Raw genomic sequence first — 16,370 nt, forward strand, 5'->3', positions numbered from 1 at the left:
TCGTAGTTTATACCCGGGCCATCAACCCATGTCGATGCCGGCCAGCGCGCGCGATACCGGCGCCAGCGCGGCTTCCGCGGCGCGGAACTGGTGGTACATGCGGCGATAGGCATGGGCCCGCTCGGCTTGCGGCTCGTAGCGTTGCGCCACGCGCACCAGCGCGTCCTGGGCGGCCGCGAAGCTGCCGTAGCGCCCCACGCCCGTCCACGCGGCAACCGCCGCGCCGAGCACCCCGGGCTGCTCGGCCTGGCCGACCACCAGCGGACGTTCGCAGATGTCCGCCTTGACCTGGCACCACTGGGCATTGGACGCCGCGCCGCCGCCGAAGCGGATCTCTCCGACGGGGCTGCCCAGCGCGCTTTCAGCGCGTTCCAGCACGATACGGTTGAGGAAGGCCACGCCTTCCAGCACGGCCCAGGCCAGGTCGCCGGGGCCGTGGCGGCGGTTCAGTCCGAGGAAGGCGCCGCGCAGGTGCGGATCCCAGTAAGGCACCCGTTCGCCCTGCAGATAGGGCAGGAACAGGGCCGGCTGCGGGTCGCGCGGCGCATCCAGCAAGGCGTCCATGGCCTCGCCCACGCCAGCCATGCCTTCGTCGCCCAGGCGGCCCAACAGGGGCAAGAGCCACGCCACCGTATCAGCGCCGTTCTGGCCAGGCCCGCCGATCTGGTGATGGCCGCCGCCCCAATCCACCGTCATCAGGCCTTGCGCCTGCACCGGCTCGGCGCCCACGGCACCGAAGACTTCGGTGGTACCGGAGATGTTGTAGGCATAGCCCGGCCGCAAGGCGCCCAGGCCGGCCACGGCCGCCCAGGTGTCGTTGGCGCAGGCCACCACAGGGCGTCCAGACAGTCGCGCCAGCGCGCCCGGCAGGCCCGCTTGCACCGTGCCTACGACCTCCAGCGGATCGAGCAGGCGCGGCACCCAGGCCGGATTGGCGCCCGCCGCCGTCAGCAGATCGGCGCAATCGGGCCCGGCCGTCGCGGCCGCCGCCAGCCGCGCCATCGACACGCTGTCACTCACGGCGCGTCCGGTCAGGCGGAAATTCAGATAATCCTTGGGTTCCAGAACCACTCGCACCCGAGCCGCATTCTGAGGCTCGGCGCGCAGCAGCCATGCCACGCGCGCCCAAGGATGAAAGGCGTTGATCTGCGCATGTTCGGGATGGGCAGACGGCATGGACGCGAGCCACGCGCCTACGTCCGCCGCCGCGCGCGTATCCCGCCAAGTGATCGCGGGCCGGATGGCGGCGCCATGCGCGTCGATGAAGACCTGCGTGCGCGTGACGCCGCAAATCGCAATAGCCTCCACCGCGTTGAAAGCCGTGTTTGACTGCGCCGCCAGGGCATCGACCAGGGCTTGCAGGCCGCCCCACCAGGCATCGGCGTCGATCTCGTCCCAGCCGGGTTGAGCGGCAAGGCTGGCGCGCGCCGGGCTGTCGATGAAACAGGAATGCGCGATGCCGCCGCGCGCGTCCACCAATGCGGCGCGAAAGCGCGTGCCGCCGAGATCCACCGCCAGGACGTAGCTCATGCCGGCACCTGTATCAGGCGGATCTGGCCGCGCCCGGGCTGCATGGCCCGCAGCGGGCGGAGGGTCTGGATATCAAGCATGGGAGGCGACTTCTGCGTGATCGGATGGCCGTCGGAACGGGCGTTCCGGCATAGGCAAATTGTAGTCCTGTCAGGAATCCCGCGCAGCGCCGGCCCCCTTCGTCGCTGCACCGCAGCACCGGAAATCCTATCAATTGATTATTTCTGTTCAGGTGACACGGGCCGCGGCCCTGGGACAGAATGGCCCACACCCGGAGGAGACAGCCGGGGCCATGAAAACCACTAGAACCGCATGCGCAAGCGCGCAGCCCGAGGCCCATGAAACAGTCCAGGAACAAGGTCATCATCACCTGCGCCATCACCGGATCGGTCCACACGCCGTCGATGTCGCCGCATCTGCCCGTCACGCCCGATGAGATCGCGCAATCCGCGCTGGATGCCGCCCAGGCCGGCGCGGCCATCGTGCACCTGCATGCGCGCCAGCCCGATACCGGGCAGCCTACCCAGGATCCCGCGTTGTACGCGCAGTTCCTGCCGCGCATCAAGAATGGCTCGGACGTGGTGATCAACATCACGACTGGCGGTTCTCCCGTACTGCCCATCGCCGATCGCATGGCGCCTGCGCTGCAATTCAAGCCCGAGGTCGCATCGCTGAACATGGGCTCGATGAACTTCGGCATGTACGAGCTGCTGGAGCGTTTCAAGGAATTCAAGCACGCCTGGGAACGCCCCTATCTGGAAGGCAGCAACGACCTGATCTTCAAGAACACCTTCAAGGACATCGAACATATCCTGACCTCGTGCGGCGACAACGGCACGCGCTTCGAGATCGAGTGCTACGACATCGGGCATCTGTACACCGCGGCGCATTTCGTGGACCGCAAGCTGCTCAAGCCGCCCTTCCTGATCCAGTCCGTGTTCGGCATACGCGGCGGCATCGGCACGCATCCCGAAGACGTGATGATGATGAAGCGCACCGCTGACCGGCTGTTCGGTAACGACTACATCTGGTCGGTACTTGCCGCCGGACGCAAGCAGACGCCGCTGGCGACGATGGCGGCGACCATGGGCGGCAATGTGCGCGTGGGGCTGGAGGATTCGCTGTGGGACGGGCCGGGCGAGCTGGCGCGCTCGAACGCCGATCAGGTGCGACGGATCCGCCGCATCCTGGAAGACCTGTCACTGCAAATCGCCACGCCCGACGAGGCGCGCGAGACGCTGCAACTGAAGGGCCGCGACAACGTCGCGTTCTGACCAAAATCCTATCCAGTGGGGAGAGAGACATGAAAAGAACATTGTGCGCGACGGCGGTGGCTGCGCTGTTGGGAATGGCCGGCGCGGCGCAAGCCGATGACGACGTGATCCGCATCGGCTTCATTACCGATATGTCCGGCCTGTCGGCGGACGCCGACGGCCCCGGCGGCGCCGAGGCGATCAAGATGGCCGTGGCGGACCTGGGCGGCGTGGTGGCAGGCAAGAAGGTCGAGGTCCTGGTGGCGGACCATCAGAACCGCGCTGACATTGCCTCCTCCAGGGCGCGTGAATGGCTGGACCAGAAAGGCGTGAACATGCTGATCGCAGGCGCGAACTCGGCGGCGGCGCTGGCGATGGCGAAGGTGGCCGAAGAAAAGAAGACGCCGTTCTTCGTGGTGAGCGCGGGCGCTTCCGAACTGACGAATTCCCAATGCACGCCCTACACCGTGCACTACGTGTACGACACGGTCTCGCTGGCGCGCGGCACGGCGCGCGCGATGATGAAGGAAGGCGACAAGAACTGGTACTTCCTGACCGTGGACCACGCCTTCGGACATGCGCTGGAGCGCGATGCGTCGGCCGTGGTGCAGGCCGACGGCGGCGCCGTCAAGGGGCGGGTCAGGCATCCGCTGAACGCGGCGGATTTTTCGTCCTTCATCCTGCAGGCGCAGGCATCCGGCGCATCGGTGCTGGGACTGGCGAATTCGGCCAGCGACACCAGCAATGCGGTCAAGGCGGCCAATGAATTCGGCCTGACGCCGAAGATGAAGATCGCCGGCCTGCTGGTGCTGATCACCGACGTCCACGCGCTGGGCCTGCAGGCCGCGCAGAACATGTACCTGACCACGGCCTGGTACTGGGACCAGGACGACGCCTCGCGCAAGTGGGCCTCGCGCTTCGAAGCCACCATGAAGAAGAAACCCTCGATGCTGCAGGCCGGCGACTATTCCGCCGCCACGACATACCTGAAGGCCGTGGCAGCCACCAACAGCACCGATGGCGATACTGTCATGAAATGGCTGAAGGCGAATCCGGTGAATGACTTCTTCGTGAAGGACGGCAAGATCCGCGCCGATGGCCTGATGGTGCACGACATGTTCCTGATGCAGGTAAAGACGCCGGCGGAGTCGAAGGCCCCTTGGGATTACTACAAGCTGGTGGCCAGGGTGCCGGGCGACCAGGTCTATACCACGCCGGCGGAATCGACCTGCCGCTTGATGAAGCCCTGAACCGCAACCACAAGGATCTGGCATGACTGTGAAGAACGCTGTCCCGGCGGACATTTCCGCGCTTCCGGTGGATCTTTCCGGCAAACGCGTCATCGTGACCGCGGGCGCGGCCGGCATCGGCGCGGCGATCGCCGCCGCATTCGCCGAACGCGGCGCCAGGGTGCACGTCTGCGACGTGGACGAACAGGCGCTGGCGGCCTGCCCTTACCCCAGCTCGCGCGCCGACGTGGGCCGGCGCGACGAGATCGACCGCTACATGCAGGAAGCGCTGGCGCAGCTGGGCGGCCTGGACGTGCTGGTCAACAATGCCGGCATAGCCGGCCCGACCGCGGGTATCGCGGACATCAAACCGCAAGAACTGGACGCGACGCTGGACATCAATCTGGCATCGCAGTTCCACACGGTGCGACATGCGTTGCCGGCGCTACGCGCTGCGGGCGGCGGCAGCATCATCAACATCAGCTCGGTGGCAGGCCGCATGGGCATACCCATGCGCACACCCTACGCGGCAACCAAATGGGGCGTGGTGGGGCTGACCCGTTCGCTGGCGGTCGAGCTGGGCGGCCATGGCATCCGCGTCAACGCGCTGCTGCCCGGGCTGGTGGCTGGGCCGCGCATCGACCGCGTGATCGAGGCGCGCGCGAAAAACATGGGTCTGACGGTGGCGGAAGAGACCCGGTTGGAACTGTCCGGCGTCAGCCTGCGGCAGTTCGTGCGGGCAGCGGACATCGCCAATATGGCGCTGTTCCTGGCCAGCCCGTTCGGGGCAATGATCAGCGGGCAGGCGATCAGCATAGACGGCGACCTGCAATCGCTGCCCTGGCAGCCGCCGGCGGACTGAGGCCGCGCCCTACGCCAGCAGTTGGACTGTTTGCGCGTAGACGCCCTGGCGGCGCGCCTGTGCCGTGGCGCGCAAGGCGTCAAGCAATCGCTCGGCCAGGTCCTGGTTGCGCGGCTCCTTGCGGGTAATGAGATAGAAATCGAACCACTGCCGCGAAGCCAGCGGCCGGGCGACCAGATCGGGATAGGCCGCCACGATATCCCACGCGGATAAAGCGTTGACCAAACTGATGCCCTGGACCGCCCGAACCGTGCCGGGCAGCAGCGACATGTGCGCCCGCATGCCGGAACTCAGCAGCAGCGAATCCGCGATGTCGCCCTGTGCGACCACATAGTCGGACCACAAGGGCTTTACGTAGGTGTCTGGCGGGATATCGGCCGCTGCAATGGTGTCGCGCGCCGCCAGGGGATGGTCGCGATGCGCGATGGCCATGACGTCGGCGCGCAAGAACGGCGTGAATGCCAGCCGGGCGCTGTCGCGCTCAACCGCGCCCAGGCCGAAGTCCGCGCGCATGGTCTCGACCGCGCTGATGGCCTGCACGGACGATTCGATATCAATGGAGAAAGGCCGGGTGCCGTTGACGTCCAGATAGCGTCGCACGGCATCGGGCGCGTAGCCCAGCGCCAGCGCGGGCGACGACGCAATGCGCAGGCCGCGCCCGCCGAACTGTTCGATGCTGTGCAGGGCCTCGTCGATGCGGACCAGCTCGTCCAGCACGAACTTCGCTTCGCTGTAGAGGTACTGGCCCGCCTCGGTGGGGCGCAAGGTTTTGTGCGACCGGTCGAACAGTTGCACGCCGGTCGCGCCTTCCAGGCGGGAAATCGCGTGGCTGACCGCCGGCTGCGTCAAATGCATGGACTGCGCGGCCTGGCGGGTCGATCCGGTCATGACTACCGCGTAGAAAATGCGCAGGTCGTGAATATTGAAATTGCGCTTCATGCGGCGCGAGGCTCCCTGTGTGGGCGTCTACCCGACTGCGCCTGCCCGGATGGCGATGACTGGCCTGCGCGAGGCCTTCTTGTAGCCCAGACGGCCTCTAGTGTCGAACCTGGGGCGGGAAAGGCGCCGGGCGCGCCTGGGGCGCCTGCCTGGCGCGTTCGATCTGCGGCGAAGTCCACTTGCCTTCCAGCAGCGCCGGCTTGGGCCAGTAGTACCGCAGCGTGACCATGAAGGGCCCGGCCGGCGCGGGCAGCCAGTTGGCTTCCTTGCCCTTGCCCGGCGACTCCGACTGGAGGTAGATCGTAATGCCGCCGTCGCGGTCGCGCTTGAGCGACGACAGCATCGAGGAATTGATCAGGTAGCGCTTGAGCGGATTGGGCGCCAGCAACTGGTCCGGCAGGCGATACATGGTCATGGACCAGAACGCATTGACGGGCGGCAGGCTGCGCGGGGCGAAGCGCAGGGTGTACTTGTTGCGGCCGTCCAGCGGCTGGCCGGTGCTGTCGTTCTCCAGCACGGGATAGAGCGCTTCCTCGCGGCTGTTGCCGCCGATGCCGACCTGCGTGCCGGTGGCGCGCGCGAGGTAATCATTCTTCAGTGTGTTGCGGTCGCCGAACAGCCCGTCGGTCTTGCCGTTCAGGGCCTCGCGGTTCTTGTCGATGTCGTTCTGGCCGTCGTGCATGCCTTCCTGCAGGGCGCGACGCAATGCGGGGTTCATGCCGTTGAAATCGAATTGCCGGCCGGGTTCCAGGCCGATGCTGGCAAAGCGTTCGCGCAATGACTGCTCGGAAGAATGGGCCGGCGCAAACTGCAGCAGGAAGGCAAGCTGGTTGTAGAACTCCAGCGAGCTGCGCATCTGCGCGGGCGGTTCCGGTGGGATCCAGTCCACGGCCGGCGCCACTGCGGGCGCGCGCTGCTTGCGGAAGGCCGACAAGGTCTGGATCTTGTAGCGCGACTGGATGCGCTTGACGTTGGGCAGGTCGCCGGCGCTGAAGAGCTGGGTGCGCCCGACCAGGTTGACCAGGTCGGTCTCCGACCTGATCACCTTGGTGATGCCGGCAGGCGTCTTGCCCTTCCAGCGCGGGCCCGCGACCAGGAACCGGCCGCCGCCATTGCCGGTGCTGCGGCTGCCGATATAGGCGAAGTTGTAGGTGTACAGGTCCATCAGCTGCAGCACGAAATAGCGGCGCGGCTCCATGGCAGGCACGGAGATGACCACGGGTTCGGCGCGCAGGTCCAGCACCGCGAACGTGTATGGCGTGTCGGCGTTGGGCGTGACGAAGGCGCTGTCTTCGGGCGTGAAGACGCGCGCAACGTTGTTGACGGTGTTGAACGGCCCCTTGTACTGGGGGTTGCTCTTGTCGATGCTGAAGGCATGCATGGTCTGGTAGCTGGCGACCATGGGCGTGCCGTAGAGATAGGCTTCGCGGGCGATGCCGCGCGCCTGTTGCGCCGTGACGCCGTCGATGCCTACCGATTGCGAGCCGCTGGAATCTTGCGAATGGATGGCGCATCCTGCGGCACTGCCGATCAGCAGTGCCGCAAGAAGCAGGCGGGTCGCGCGCAAGAACTCGATGCCAGTCTGACGGTCGCGCATTCATTGCTCCAACACTGCGTGATGTTGGCGGCGCCCGCTGAAGGCAGCGTCGCGTGCGAGGCGGGAATTTCCGGGGAATTCTGGCACATTTCCCCGGATGCGCTCAAGCCGGCTGGGTCTGGCCTTCGAGCCGCTGCAGGGGAATCGCCACGATCGCGCTTTCGCTGGCGGCGGCGTCCGTGGTCAGATGCTGAATCAGGTCCACGGTGGTGGACCGGCGGGTCAGCATCAGGCAGGTGACTTCCTCCTCCGTCACGCGCGTGGCGTGCCAGCAGCCCGGGCGCATGCAGACGCCCTGCCCCTGCGGCACGCGGAATGCCATCAGGCTGGCCAGATCGGGGCTGCCGTCGGCCGCGCTGCGCGCCACCACCTGGATGATCTCGCCGGTCAGCGGCACGATGGCCTGCTGCGTCAGCAGGTGCTTTTCGAGGCTGGAGATCTCGAAGGACTGGCTGCGGTAGTTGACCCACAACAGCTCTGCGTCCCCGCCCGCGCCCGTGTTGAACAGATGCTCTTGCCAGAAGTCGGTGGCCGGGTTGGAAAACAACGGCACGCCGTTGCCGTCCGGCATGGGCTTGCCCAGCATCCAGCCGTAGGCCCGGAAGGCGTCCGGCGTCAGATCGTTGATGTCCAGCTGCTTGTCGCTCGTCATGCGGAACCCTGTTATGGCTTGGTCGCGCCGCCGCGCTTGGGAAACTCGGCGTCGTAGTCGAATTCGCCGCGCGCAATGGCCTCGAGGATGGCGGCCCGGCGGTCGGCGGCGCGCTTGAGGTTGGCGGCGGTGGGCTTGGCCCGGATGCGTTCGACGCAATGCCGGCCTTCATGGAAGAAGCCGATCTCGATGGAAGACTCGGACGCGGGCCTGACCCCATCGAATCCCTGGCGCATCGCCCTCTCCTGTTATAGCCGATGAAGATGCACATGATATCGCTTTACACTGGCCCGACATCCTTCACGCCAGGAAGCGCAACATGACTACCAATCTGTCGTCGCACTATCTCCTGCTGGACGCCTCGGGCGCCTGTACGGCCGTCGAAGGCGGCAACGCCTTCTGGTCGCAGCCGGAAGAGGAACTTGAACGCTACGGCCGCGGTTGGCTCGTATCCGAATACGCCTTCGAAACGGACTGGCCGCAATGGGAAATGCACCCGCAGGCCGACGAGGTCCTGCGCCTGATCGAGGGCGCGGCGGAACTGCGGCTGGAATGGCCGACAGGCGAACAGGCCGTGCGGATGCAGGCAGGCGATGCCTATGTGGTCCCCAAGGGCATCTGGCACACGCTCAAGGTGGCCGGCTCCTGCCGCATGCTGCACATCACCATGGGCGCGGGCACGCAGCACCGGCCGCTGTAAGCCGCCATCAGCTGGGCGCGGCCGCGGCAGGGACCCGCCGGATCTCGCGGTCGTCTATCGGCCAGTGCAGCGCCGCCGACAGCACGCCCAGCGCCATGGCGCCCAGCCAGATCAGGTCATAGGAGCCGGTGGCCTCGAACACCACGCCGCCCAGCCACACCCCCAGGAAGGACCCCAGCTGGTGGCCGAAGAACACGAAACCGAACAGGGTTGTGATGTAGCGCACGCCGAACACCTGGGATATCAAGCCGTTGGTGAGCGGCACCGTGCCCAGCCAGACGAAGCCCATGACCGCCGCGAACACGTACACGGTCCATGACGACAGCGGCAGCAGCACGAACAGCGCGATGGCGGCCGTGCGCAGTAGATAGATGCCGGCCAGCAGGTACTTGCGGCGGTGACGTCCGCCCAGGACGCCGCAGACGTAGGTGCCCATGACGTTGGTCAGCGCGATGATAGCCAGCGCCGCCACCGCGTCGGAGGCGCGCAGGCCCTTGTCCATCAGGTACGCGGGCAGGTGCGTGCCGATGAAGGCAAGCTGGAAGCCGCAGGCCAGGAAGCCCAGGTTCAACAGCCAGAAGCCGGGCTGGGCGAAGGCCTCGCGTATGGCTGCGGACATGGACAGCCCTGCTTCGCCGGACGCCACACCCTGCTCCCGGCCGGGAGACTCGCGCAGCGGCAACGCCAGGGGCAGCAGCACGAGCAACACCAGCGCGAACGACAACAGGGCCGCGACCCAGCCCCAGCCGCTGATCAGCCATTGCGCGGCCGGCACCATGGTGAACTGGCCCAGGCCGCCCACCGCGCCCGCCACGCCCAGCGCCCAGCTGCGGCGTTCAGGCGCCACCAGCCGGCTGAGCGCGCCGTAGATCACGGCGAATGCGGTGCCGGACAGCGCGATGCCTATGCACACGCCCGCTGTCCACAGGAACCCGGCGGGCGTGGCGGCATGCGCCATGCCCGCCAGCCCCAGCGCATAGAACAGCAGTCCGCCCGCAATCACCTTGGCCGAGCCGTAGCGGTCGGCAACCATGCCGGTAAACGGCTGCGCCACGCCCCAGGTCAGGTTCTGCACCGCCAGCGCCATGGCGAAGGTCTCGCGGCTCCAGCCGCGGTCCATCGTGACAGGCAGGAGGAACAGGCCCTGCACATGGCGCACGCCCAGCGCCAGGCCCATAATGACGCCGCCGGCCAGGACCAGCAGCAATAGTTGGGAGGCATCCAGGGAAGACTTGCGCAGGACGGGCATGGCGGACCTCGGCTATGAATAGTCGCCTCCGTGCGGGCAGGCACCGGCGTCCATTACAGGGCCGGCGCGTGTGCGCATCAACCGATTATTTTTTGTCCGCTGCATGCTTTGCAGGAATGTCAGGACTGCGCCCGGAATCGGCGCCATGCAACCTCGGATAGCCGTGTTTTTAACGGTTTGTTTTCGACAGTTACATTTATCGCCTAATTGCCTGCTGCCGCTGGTTACAGTGCTGCCTTCCCATCTTTCTTGGCAGGCATACGACCATGTGGCACGCCCAGCCCGGCCTTTACGCTTGCGCGGTTGCAACCCGCGCTGCTGCACGATGAAGACCCCGCTCGCCCTCAAACCGCTGGCGCTGGCCGTGGCGCTGGCTGCCCTGCCCGCCATCCCCGGCGCGGCCCAGGCCGGCTGGCTGGACCGCTGCGCCCCCGGCCTCAACGAATACAACGGCGCCGACCTGGAATGCCAACTGGCCTTCCACGAGGGCTTGGCGGCCGTACTGACGGGATCGGCCGACGACGACTCGGGACGCTGGGGCTATCTCAACCAGCAAGGCCGCATGGCCATCGCGCCAGCCTTCCAGGAAGTCAAATCCTTCCAGAACGGTCTGGCGGCCGCCAGCCAGGACGGGCTCTGGGGCTATATCGACAAGCAGGGGCAGTGGGCCATCAAGCCGCGCTTTAGTGAAGCGACGGGTTTCAATGCCGAAGGCACCGCGCTGGCCGAAGAGCAAGGACACGACGTGCTGATCGACCGCAGCGGCAAGGTGGTCAAGACCTTCGAGCTGGGCACGCGCTCCTGGGGCTTCCAACGGGGGCAGAAACTGGCATCGATGGAAATGCCCATGCCGCCGCGCCTGTTCAACACCGAGACCGGCAAGGCGGCGACGCTGCCCGCCGGCGTCATGGCGCTGGCCGCGCCCAGCGGCGGCTACCTGCCGGCCCAGTTGCGCGATTCGCGCTACGGCGGCTGGTGGGGACTGCTGGACGAGCAGGCCCGCTGGGCGATCGCGCCGGACGTGCTGCGCGCCCGCCAACCCGCGTTGCGCGATGGGGATGTGCTGGCGGTGAACCGCGAAAAAGGCTGGGAGTTCGTGAATGCCAGCGGCAAGTCCATCCATGGGCAGCGCTACGAGGACGTGCAGTTGGCAGGGCCCGGGCTGTGGTTGGTCAAGCAAAAAGGCGCGGGCAAGGCGCTGCTGCTGAACGCCAAGCTAGGCGTGCAGCATGCCTTCAAGGGCAATTACATCGGCCTGGATGAACGCGATGGCTGGCGCGTCATGATCGATGACGAGGCCGTGCTGCTGATCGATCCCGCCGGCAAGTTCCGCAAGATAGACGCGCGCCATGGCCGGGTGCAGATCAGCAACGGACAGGCTTGGGTGACCGCCGCGCTGGCGCCACGCGCGGAGGACATGGCGGCTGAAGCGGAAGCGGAAGCGGCAGCGGAAGCGGCAGCGGAAGCGGCAGCCGATGCCGCGGCAATGACGGGTGATGCCGCAGCCGCCGGTACTGCCGCAGTCTCCGACGAAGATGGACCAGGAGAGGCAGTCGAGGCCTCGGCCGATGCCGCGATCGCCTCGCAGGACGCGAGCGCGGCAGAAGCAGTCGCGGCGGCAACCGAAGCCTCGGCAGCCGCGACCGTGGCGGTCGACATCGCCACGCCTGCCGCGATGGACGCAGCCACGGCGGCGGTGGACATCACCAGGGCCGCCGCAGCAGAAGCGACGAGCGCCGATGCGTCGCCCGATGCCGGCGGCGGTCTGCTGCAGATCTATACGCGCGAAGGCAAGCCGCTGCTGGACGCCGACACCGTCGCGCGCCTGCAGGACTACGACATCAGAGCCTTTTCCGCCAGCGAGTCGACCCGCGGCCGCGTCACCGCGGACAGCTTGCCGCTGGCCTTGCTGCGGCCTCTGGACTACACGCAGCCTCTCGGCATCCTGACGTCCAAGGGCAAGATCGTGACCAATCCAGATTGGGAGGACATGTCCAGCTACGACGCGTCGATGCCCTTGCCGGTGCGCGCCACCAACGGCAAGTATGGCGCCATCGACGCCGACGGCGGCTGGGCCGTGCCGCCCCGCTACAGCGTCATCCGCCCGTTCCGCGGCGCTTACGCGCTGGCGGGCGGAGCGCGCAGCCGCAACGACGACAGCCTGGTGATCGACGCCCGCGGCAAGGCCGCGCAAGTTCCGGCCGAGGTGCTGGACGGCGCCATGAATTTCGACGGCGAACTTATCCAGTACCGCGCGCCGGACGAAAACCGCGAGAACCGCTGGGGCATCTGGAACGTCGCCCGGGGCGCGCCGGCGGTCAAGCCGGTATACGAAAGCATGGAGAAGTTCGAGGACGACTGGACCAAGGTCCAGCACCAGGACCGCTGGGGCGTGATGAACCGCGAGGGCAAGTGGGTAGTGCCCGCCACACAGGAAAGCTCGTACAAGCTGGAGTACCTGGGCAATGGCCTCATGCTGATCGAGGACAACGCCTCCGGACAGCGCTCCCGCAGCTCTTTCGACACCACCTACCGCCTGGTGAACCTGCGTAGCGGCAAAGCCAGCGAGCTTGTGACCGGCAAGCCAGAGCGATTGAAGGACGGGCGCTACCTGGGCACGCTGGCAGGCGGCGGAACCGTGGTGTTCGACGCCAAGGGCGGCGCCACGCGCGTATCCGACAGCCGGGCCGAGCGCAAGGAGCTGTACCAGCACTGGCTCTACATCGAACACGAAGACGGCGAAGGCGCCATCGATGCCCGCGGCAACCTGAAGGTTCCCGCCATCTACGGCGAGTTCAATCCCTTCTTCGCGCAGCCCGAGGGGCTGGCGCGCGCCTACACCGGGTCCGGCTACCGCTTGATCGACCTGGACGGCAAGACCGTGCTGCCCAAGCGGGGCGACGGCTCGCCGCTGGCCTCCATGCAGCGCATCGTGTTCCATGATTCGGAAAACTCGGTCAGCGTCATGACGGACCTGCAGGGCCGCGAGATCACCCGCATCGATGGCACCTATAGCGTGGAAGACCGCCATGCCAACGAAGGCGTGACGACCTACCGCAACGCCTCGGGCAACGGCAGGAACGGCTTCATCGACGCCAGCGGCAAACGCATCGTGGGACCGCACTTCGACACGCTGGGCCCGCTGAATAACGGCCTGGCCGTGGCGCGCCGCCTGCAGTATTCCGGCAAGCTATTCGGCTACATCGACCTGACGGGACGCTATGCCATCCCGCCCGTCTTTACCTGGGCCGGAAACTTCAGCGAGGAACGCGCGCTGGTCCGCAGCAACCACCAGAGCCGGAACACGCAGTACATCGATACCAAGGGCGTGCCTATTGCCACGTTTACCGTGGTGTGCGACACCGTGACGATCCTGGACGACCAAGGCAGGATCACCTGGCCGCAACAGAAAATGGACTGCCCCGTGGCCGACAAGTTCGAACTCGCCCCCGACAACGCCAAAGCGAAACAACCATGAAGTCACGCGCGATACGCACCACCCGCCTTGCCTGCGCCCTGGCCGCGCTGGGCGCGTCCCTGTCGGCGCATGCGCAGTTCGGCAACTCATACTGCATCGAGGAAAAGCCCTACAGCCTCACGGTCGACGATGATGTCAGCCCCTACGCCAACGGCTGCATCCGCGCGCTGGCGGACCAGCGCGCCGCGGTGCTGCTGCCGTCCGCGCTGGTGAACATCGACCGCGTGCCGCGCGATCAGTCGCTGCGCCGCCATGCCTGGGGCTTCCTGGACCAGAACGGCCGGCTGGCGATTTCGCCCATCTTCGAAGCGGTGGGCGACTTCAGCCACGGCCTGGCCGCGGTGAAATGGAAAGGCAAGTGGGGTTTCATCGATACCAAAGGCCGGATGGCAGTGCCGCCGCGCTACGACGCCGTGCAGGACTATGCCGAGATCGGCCTGACCGTCGCCATACTGGACGGCCGCTACCTACTGATCGACCGCAAGGGCCAGCCGGTGGGCGAACCAATGGACGAAGGCGTGCAATCGCTGCATCTGGGCGCGGGCGTGCCGGCGCTGGCGACGGTGGAGTACAAGCCGGAGTACCGCTCCAGTACCCGCGAGCGCCGCTACAACGACGTCGGCGTCAGCCTCGTCAAGTCCTATGGCAACGGCCTGTACATCGCCATTAATGCGGAAGGCCGGTACGGCCTGGTGGACCGGGACTGGAAGTGGGTGCTGGAACCCGACTACCAGGATATTTCGGTGCCGGGCGAAGACGGTTCGATGGCCGTCGCCTATCGCGAAAGCGAGGCGCTGCTGCTGGACGCGGATGGCAAGACCGTGGGCGCGGACCAGGGCTACCGCAGCATGATGCCCGTGACCCCGGCATTCTGGAGCGCCGAACTCGGCCGCGGCTCCTATGCCGTGCTGGACAGCGACGGCAAGCCCGTCATTACGCTCAAGTCCGCCGAAGCGCAGGGATCGCAGCGCTACGGCGACGCCATCGTCTACCCCTCCGGCGACAAACAGATGGCGCTGGTGCCGGGACGCGCCGAGCCGCTGACGCTGGGCGCGGGCCTGATCGTGGCTGAAGACCAGAAAGGCTATGTGCTGTTCTCGAACGAGGAACGCGTACCCGTGGGCCTCTTGACGCCGATGGGCAACTGGCTGCACGGTGAAACGGCTCCCGCCTGGCTCAAGGACACCGGCAGGATGGTAGTCAGCCAGGGCAAGCTGTGGGTCTTCAAGCAGGAAGGCGAACTGCTCAACGTGCTGGACGACGAGGGCCGCGCGCTGCTCAAGCCCGAAACGGTGGAGGCCGCCAAGAGCCGCTCGCTCCGGGAGCTGCCGCTGGACATACCGGGCAGCGCCCTGGGCCTGCTGGCCCAGGACCACTGCCAATGCGACGAGGGCGGCGCCGGCCTGCTGCTGGCCGACGGCGGCATTGCCTCCGATCCGGCCTGGAGCAACATCGTCCCGCTGGACGGATCCGAGGATGACTATGGCGCGCAAGCCGAGGCAGAAGCCGCGGGACTCAAGGCGGAGCAACTACGCTACGCCGCGCAGACCGACGCAGGCCTGCTGCTGCTGGATGCCATGGGCAAGCCCATGGACCTGCCCGCGCAGCAGCACATCGGACCCTTCCGCCACGGCTATGCGCCGGCGTACGCCGATGGCGTGAGCCGCATGCTGGACCGCGAGGGCAAGACCTATGACCTGCCGCGCGACTTCTTCGAAGCGCAGATCGTCGCCCCCGGCGTGGTCCGCTTCCTCAAGACCGCGGCGGAGGGCTCGCCCTGGGGCTTGTACGACTTCGTCGCCGGCAAGGAGCTCGCCGCGCCCGCGTTCCTGGACATCGGCCTGTTCCAGGACGGCCAGGCGATCGCCTCGCTGGGCCAGGACCGAGTCGGCGTCATCGACCTGCAGGGCAAGTGGATCGTGCCGCCCAGCCACCACAGCGCCGAACGCATCACCGCGCGGATCTGGAAGCTGCGCCAGGCGGGACCCCAGGAAAATGAATATGAACGCCCCGCCGCCGTCTTCAACGCCGAGGGCCGCGCGCTGACCGCCTTCCGGCCCAAGCTCTCGGTCGGCGTGGATAGCGACGGCGCGATCGCGGCCAGCGACGACAAGCACCGCTGGACCATCACCCCGGACGGTTCGGAAGCGGTGGACATGGAGGACGCGAACTACCTGCGCATGGGCGACTGGACGGTGCTGCGGCGCGGACCGCGCATCGGCTATCTGGACAGCCAGGGGCAATGGCAGATCGCGCCTTTGGCCGCCACCGCCGGCTCCTTCCGCGGCGAACCGGCCCGCGCCCTGCTGACGGGCGAAGACGGTCCGCGCCTGATCGACGACCAGGGCAAGACCGTGACCACGCTGCCGGCCGGCGAATGGCGCTGGCCGCTGGGCTCCGACATGCTGCTGCGGCACTATTACGCCGGCAACCGGGAGATGACCGACTACACCGGCCTGGACGGCAAGAAGCGGCTCTCCGTCGAGGGCGTTGCGTCGGCCTACTCCGAAGGACGCGCCGTAGCGCGCGTGTCCAACCGGGGCATGCGCGCGGTGGACGGCAAGGGCGCACTGGCCGGCCCCGCGTTCGACGCGCTGGGCCTGCTGCGCGAAGGCTTGGCGCCGGTCGGCATCGACAGCGGCTACGGTTATGTGGACGCCCAGGGCAAGCTGGTGATCGCCGCCGACTACCGGGCGGTCGCGCCGTTCCACAATGGCCGCGCGGTGGTGTCCACGCTGGAGAAGTCGATGATCATCGATCCCGCCGGCAAGCAGGTGGCGCGCGTGGAAATCGAATGCGGCGTGCGTATGCTGTACGGCTCGCACGACCAGCGGCTGTGGCCGCTGAGCCTGCCCAGCCGCTGCGCCCGCTAGCGCCGCGC

At 67.1% G+C, this 16,370-nt stretch carries 12 protein-coding genes; 6 read left to right on the plus strand and 6 right to left on the minus strand.

What is annotated here, in order from left to right; genetic code table 11:
* Positions 1-21 precede the first annotated feature (21 nt).
* On the minus strand, positions 22-1,530 hold the full coding sequence (locus AXYL_RS29030; protein WP_013396457.1) for a xylulokinase: 1,509 nt from the start codon (positions 1,528-1,530) through the stop codon (positions 22-24).
* A gap of 338 nt (positions 1,531-1,868) precedes the next feature.
* Here AXYL_RS29030 and AXYL_RS29035 point away from each other — a divergent pair, with 338 nt between their 5' ends.
* Genes AXYL_RS29035 through AXYL_RS29045 form a run of 3 tightly spaced genes read left to right on the plus strand, consistent with a single transcriptional unit; the run spans position 1,869 to position 4,874 of the window.
* The gene (locus tag AXYL_RS29035; protein WP_013396458.1) at positions 1,869-2,804 is read left to right on the plus strand and encodes a 3-keto-5-aminohexanoate cleavage protein; all 936 of its coding nucleotides are present in this window, start codon (positions 1,869-1,871) and stop codon (positions 2,802-2,804) included.
* 29 nt (positions 2,805-2,833) lie between these two features.
* Complete coding sequence (locus tag AXYL_RS29040; RefSeq protein WP_013396459.1) at positions 2,834-4,033, plus strand: ABC transporter substrate-binding protein; 1,200 nt, start codon at positions 2,834-2,836, stop codon at positions 4,031-4,033.
* A gap of 22 nt (positions 4,034-4,055) precedes the next feature.
* Positions 4,056-4,874, plus strand: a complete 819-nt coding sequence (locus AXYL_RS29045) for an SDR family oxidoreductase (RefSeq protein WP_013396460.1) — start codon at positions 4,056-4,058, stop codon at positions 4,872-4,874.
* 9 nt (positions 4,875-4,883) lie between these two features.
* Here AXYL_RS29045 and AXYL_RS29050 read toward each other — a convergent pair whose 3' ends face one another.
* The 4 genes from AXYL_RS29050 to AXYL_RS29065 form a co-directional block, all read right to left on the minus strand.
* A complete protein-coding gene (locus AXYL_RS29050) occupies positions 4,884-5,813 on the minus strand; it encodes a LysR family transcriptional regulator (protein ID WP_013396461.1) in 930 nt (309 codons plus the stop codon).
* A 97-nt stretch (positions 5,814-5,910) separates the two neighbouring features.
* On the minus strand, positions 5,911-7,410 hold the full coding sequence (locus tag AXYL_RS29055) for a DUF1254 domain-containing protein (protein ID WP_013396462.1): 1,500 nt from the start codon (positions 7,408-7,410) through the stop codon (positions 5,911-5,913).
* A gap of 103 nt (positions 7,411-7,513) precedes the next feature.
* Positions 7,514-8,062, minus strand: coding sequence for an ureidoglycolate lyase (locus AXYL_RS29060; protein ID WP_013396463.1), 549 nt, complete (start codon positions 8,060-8,062; stop codon positions 7,514-7,516).
* 11 nt (positions 8,063-8,073) lie between these two features.
* Positions 8,074-8,298 carry an Arm DNA-binding domain-containing protein gene (locus AXYL_RS29065; protein ID WP_013396464.1) on the minus strand — a complete coding sequence of 75 codons (225 nt, stop codon included), beginning with the start codon at positions 8,296-8,298 and terminating at the stop codon, positions 8,074-8,076.
* 83 nt (positions 8,299-8,381) lie between these two features.
* Here AXYL_RS29065 and AXYL_RS29070 point away from each other — a divergent pair, with 83 nt between their 5' ends.
* Positions 8,382-8,762: a cupin domain-containing protein gene (locus AXYL_RS29070; protein ID WP_013396465.1), complete on the plus strand. Its 381-nt coding sequence runs from the start codon at positions 8,382-8,384 to the stop codon at positions 8,760-8,762.
* A gap of 7 nt (positions 8,763-8,769) precedes the next feature.
* Here the strand turns inward: AXYL_RS29070 and AXYL_RS29075 are convergent, their stop codons facing one another.
* Positions 8,770-10,011, minus strand: a complete 1,242-nt coding sequence (locus AXYL_RS29075) for an MFS transporter (RefSeq protein WP_013396466.1) — start codon at positions 10,009-10,011, stop codon at positions 8,770-8,772.
* A 325-nt stretch (positions 10,012-10,336) separates the two neighbouring features.
* Here AXYL_RS29075 and AXYL_RS29080 point away from each other — a divergent pair, with 325 nt between their 5' ends.
* Both AXYL_RS29080 and AXYL_RS29085 read left to right on the plus strand, forming a co-directional pair.
* Entirely contained in the window at positions 10,337-13,489 is a 3,153-nt protein-coding gene (locus AXYL_RS29080; RefSeq protein WP_013396467.1) for a WG repeat-containing protein, read from the plus strand.
* Entirely contained in the window at positions 13,486-16,362 is a 2,877-nt protein-coding gene (locus tag AXYL_RS29085; RefSeq protein ID WP_013396468.1) for a WG repeat-containing protein, read from the plus strand. Before AXYL_RS29080 ends, AXYL_RS29085 begins: the two co-directional genes overlap by 4 nt.
* Positions 16,363-16,370 lie beyond the last annotated feature (8 nt).

The organism is Achromobacter xylosoxidans A8 (genome assembly GCF_000165835.1).
Classification (GTDB): domain Bacteria; phylum Pseudomonadota; class Gammaproteobacteria; order Burkholderiales; family Burkholderiaceae_B; genus Achromobacter; species Achromobacter xylosoxidans_B.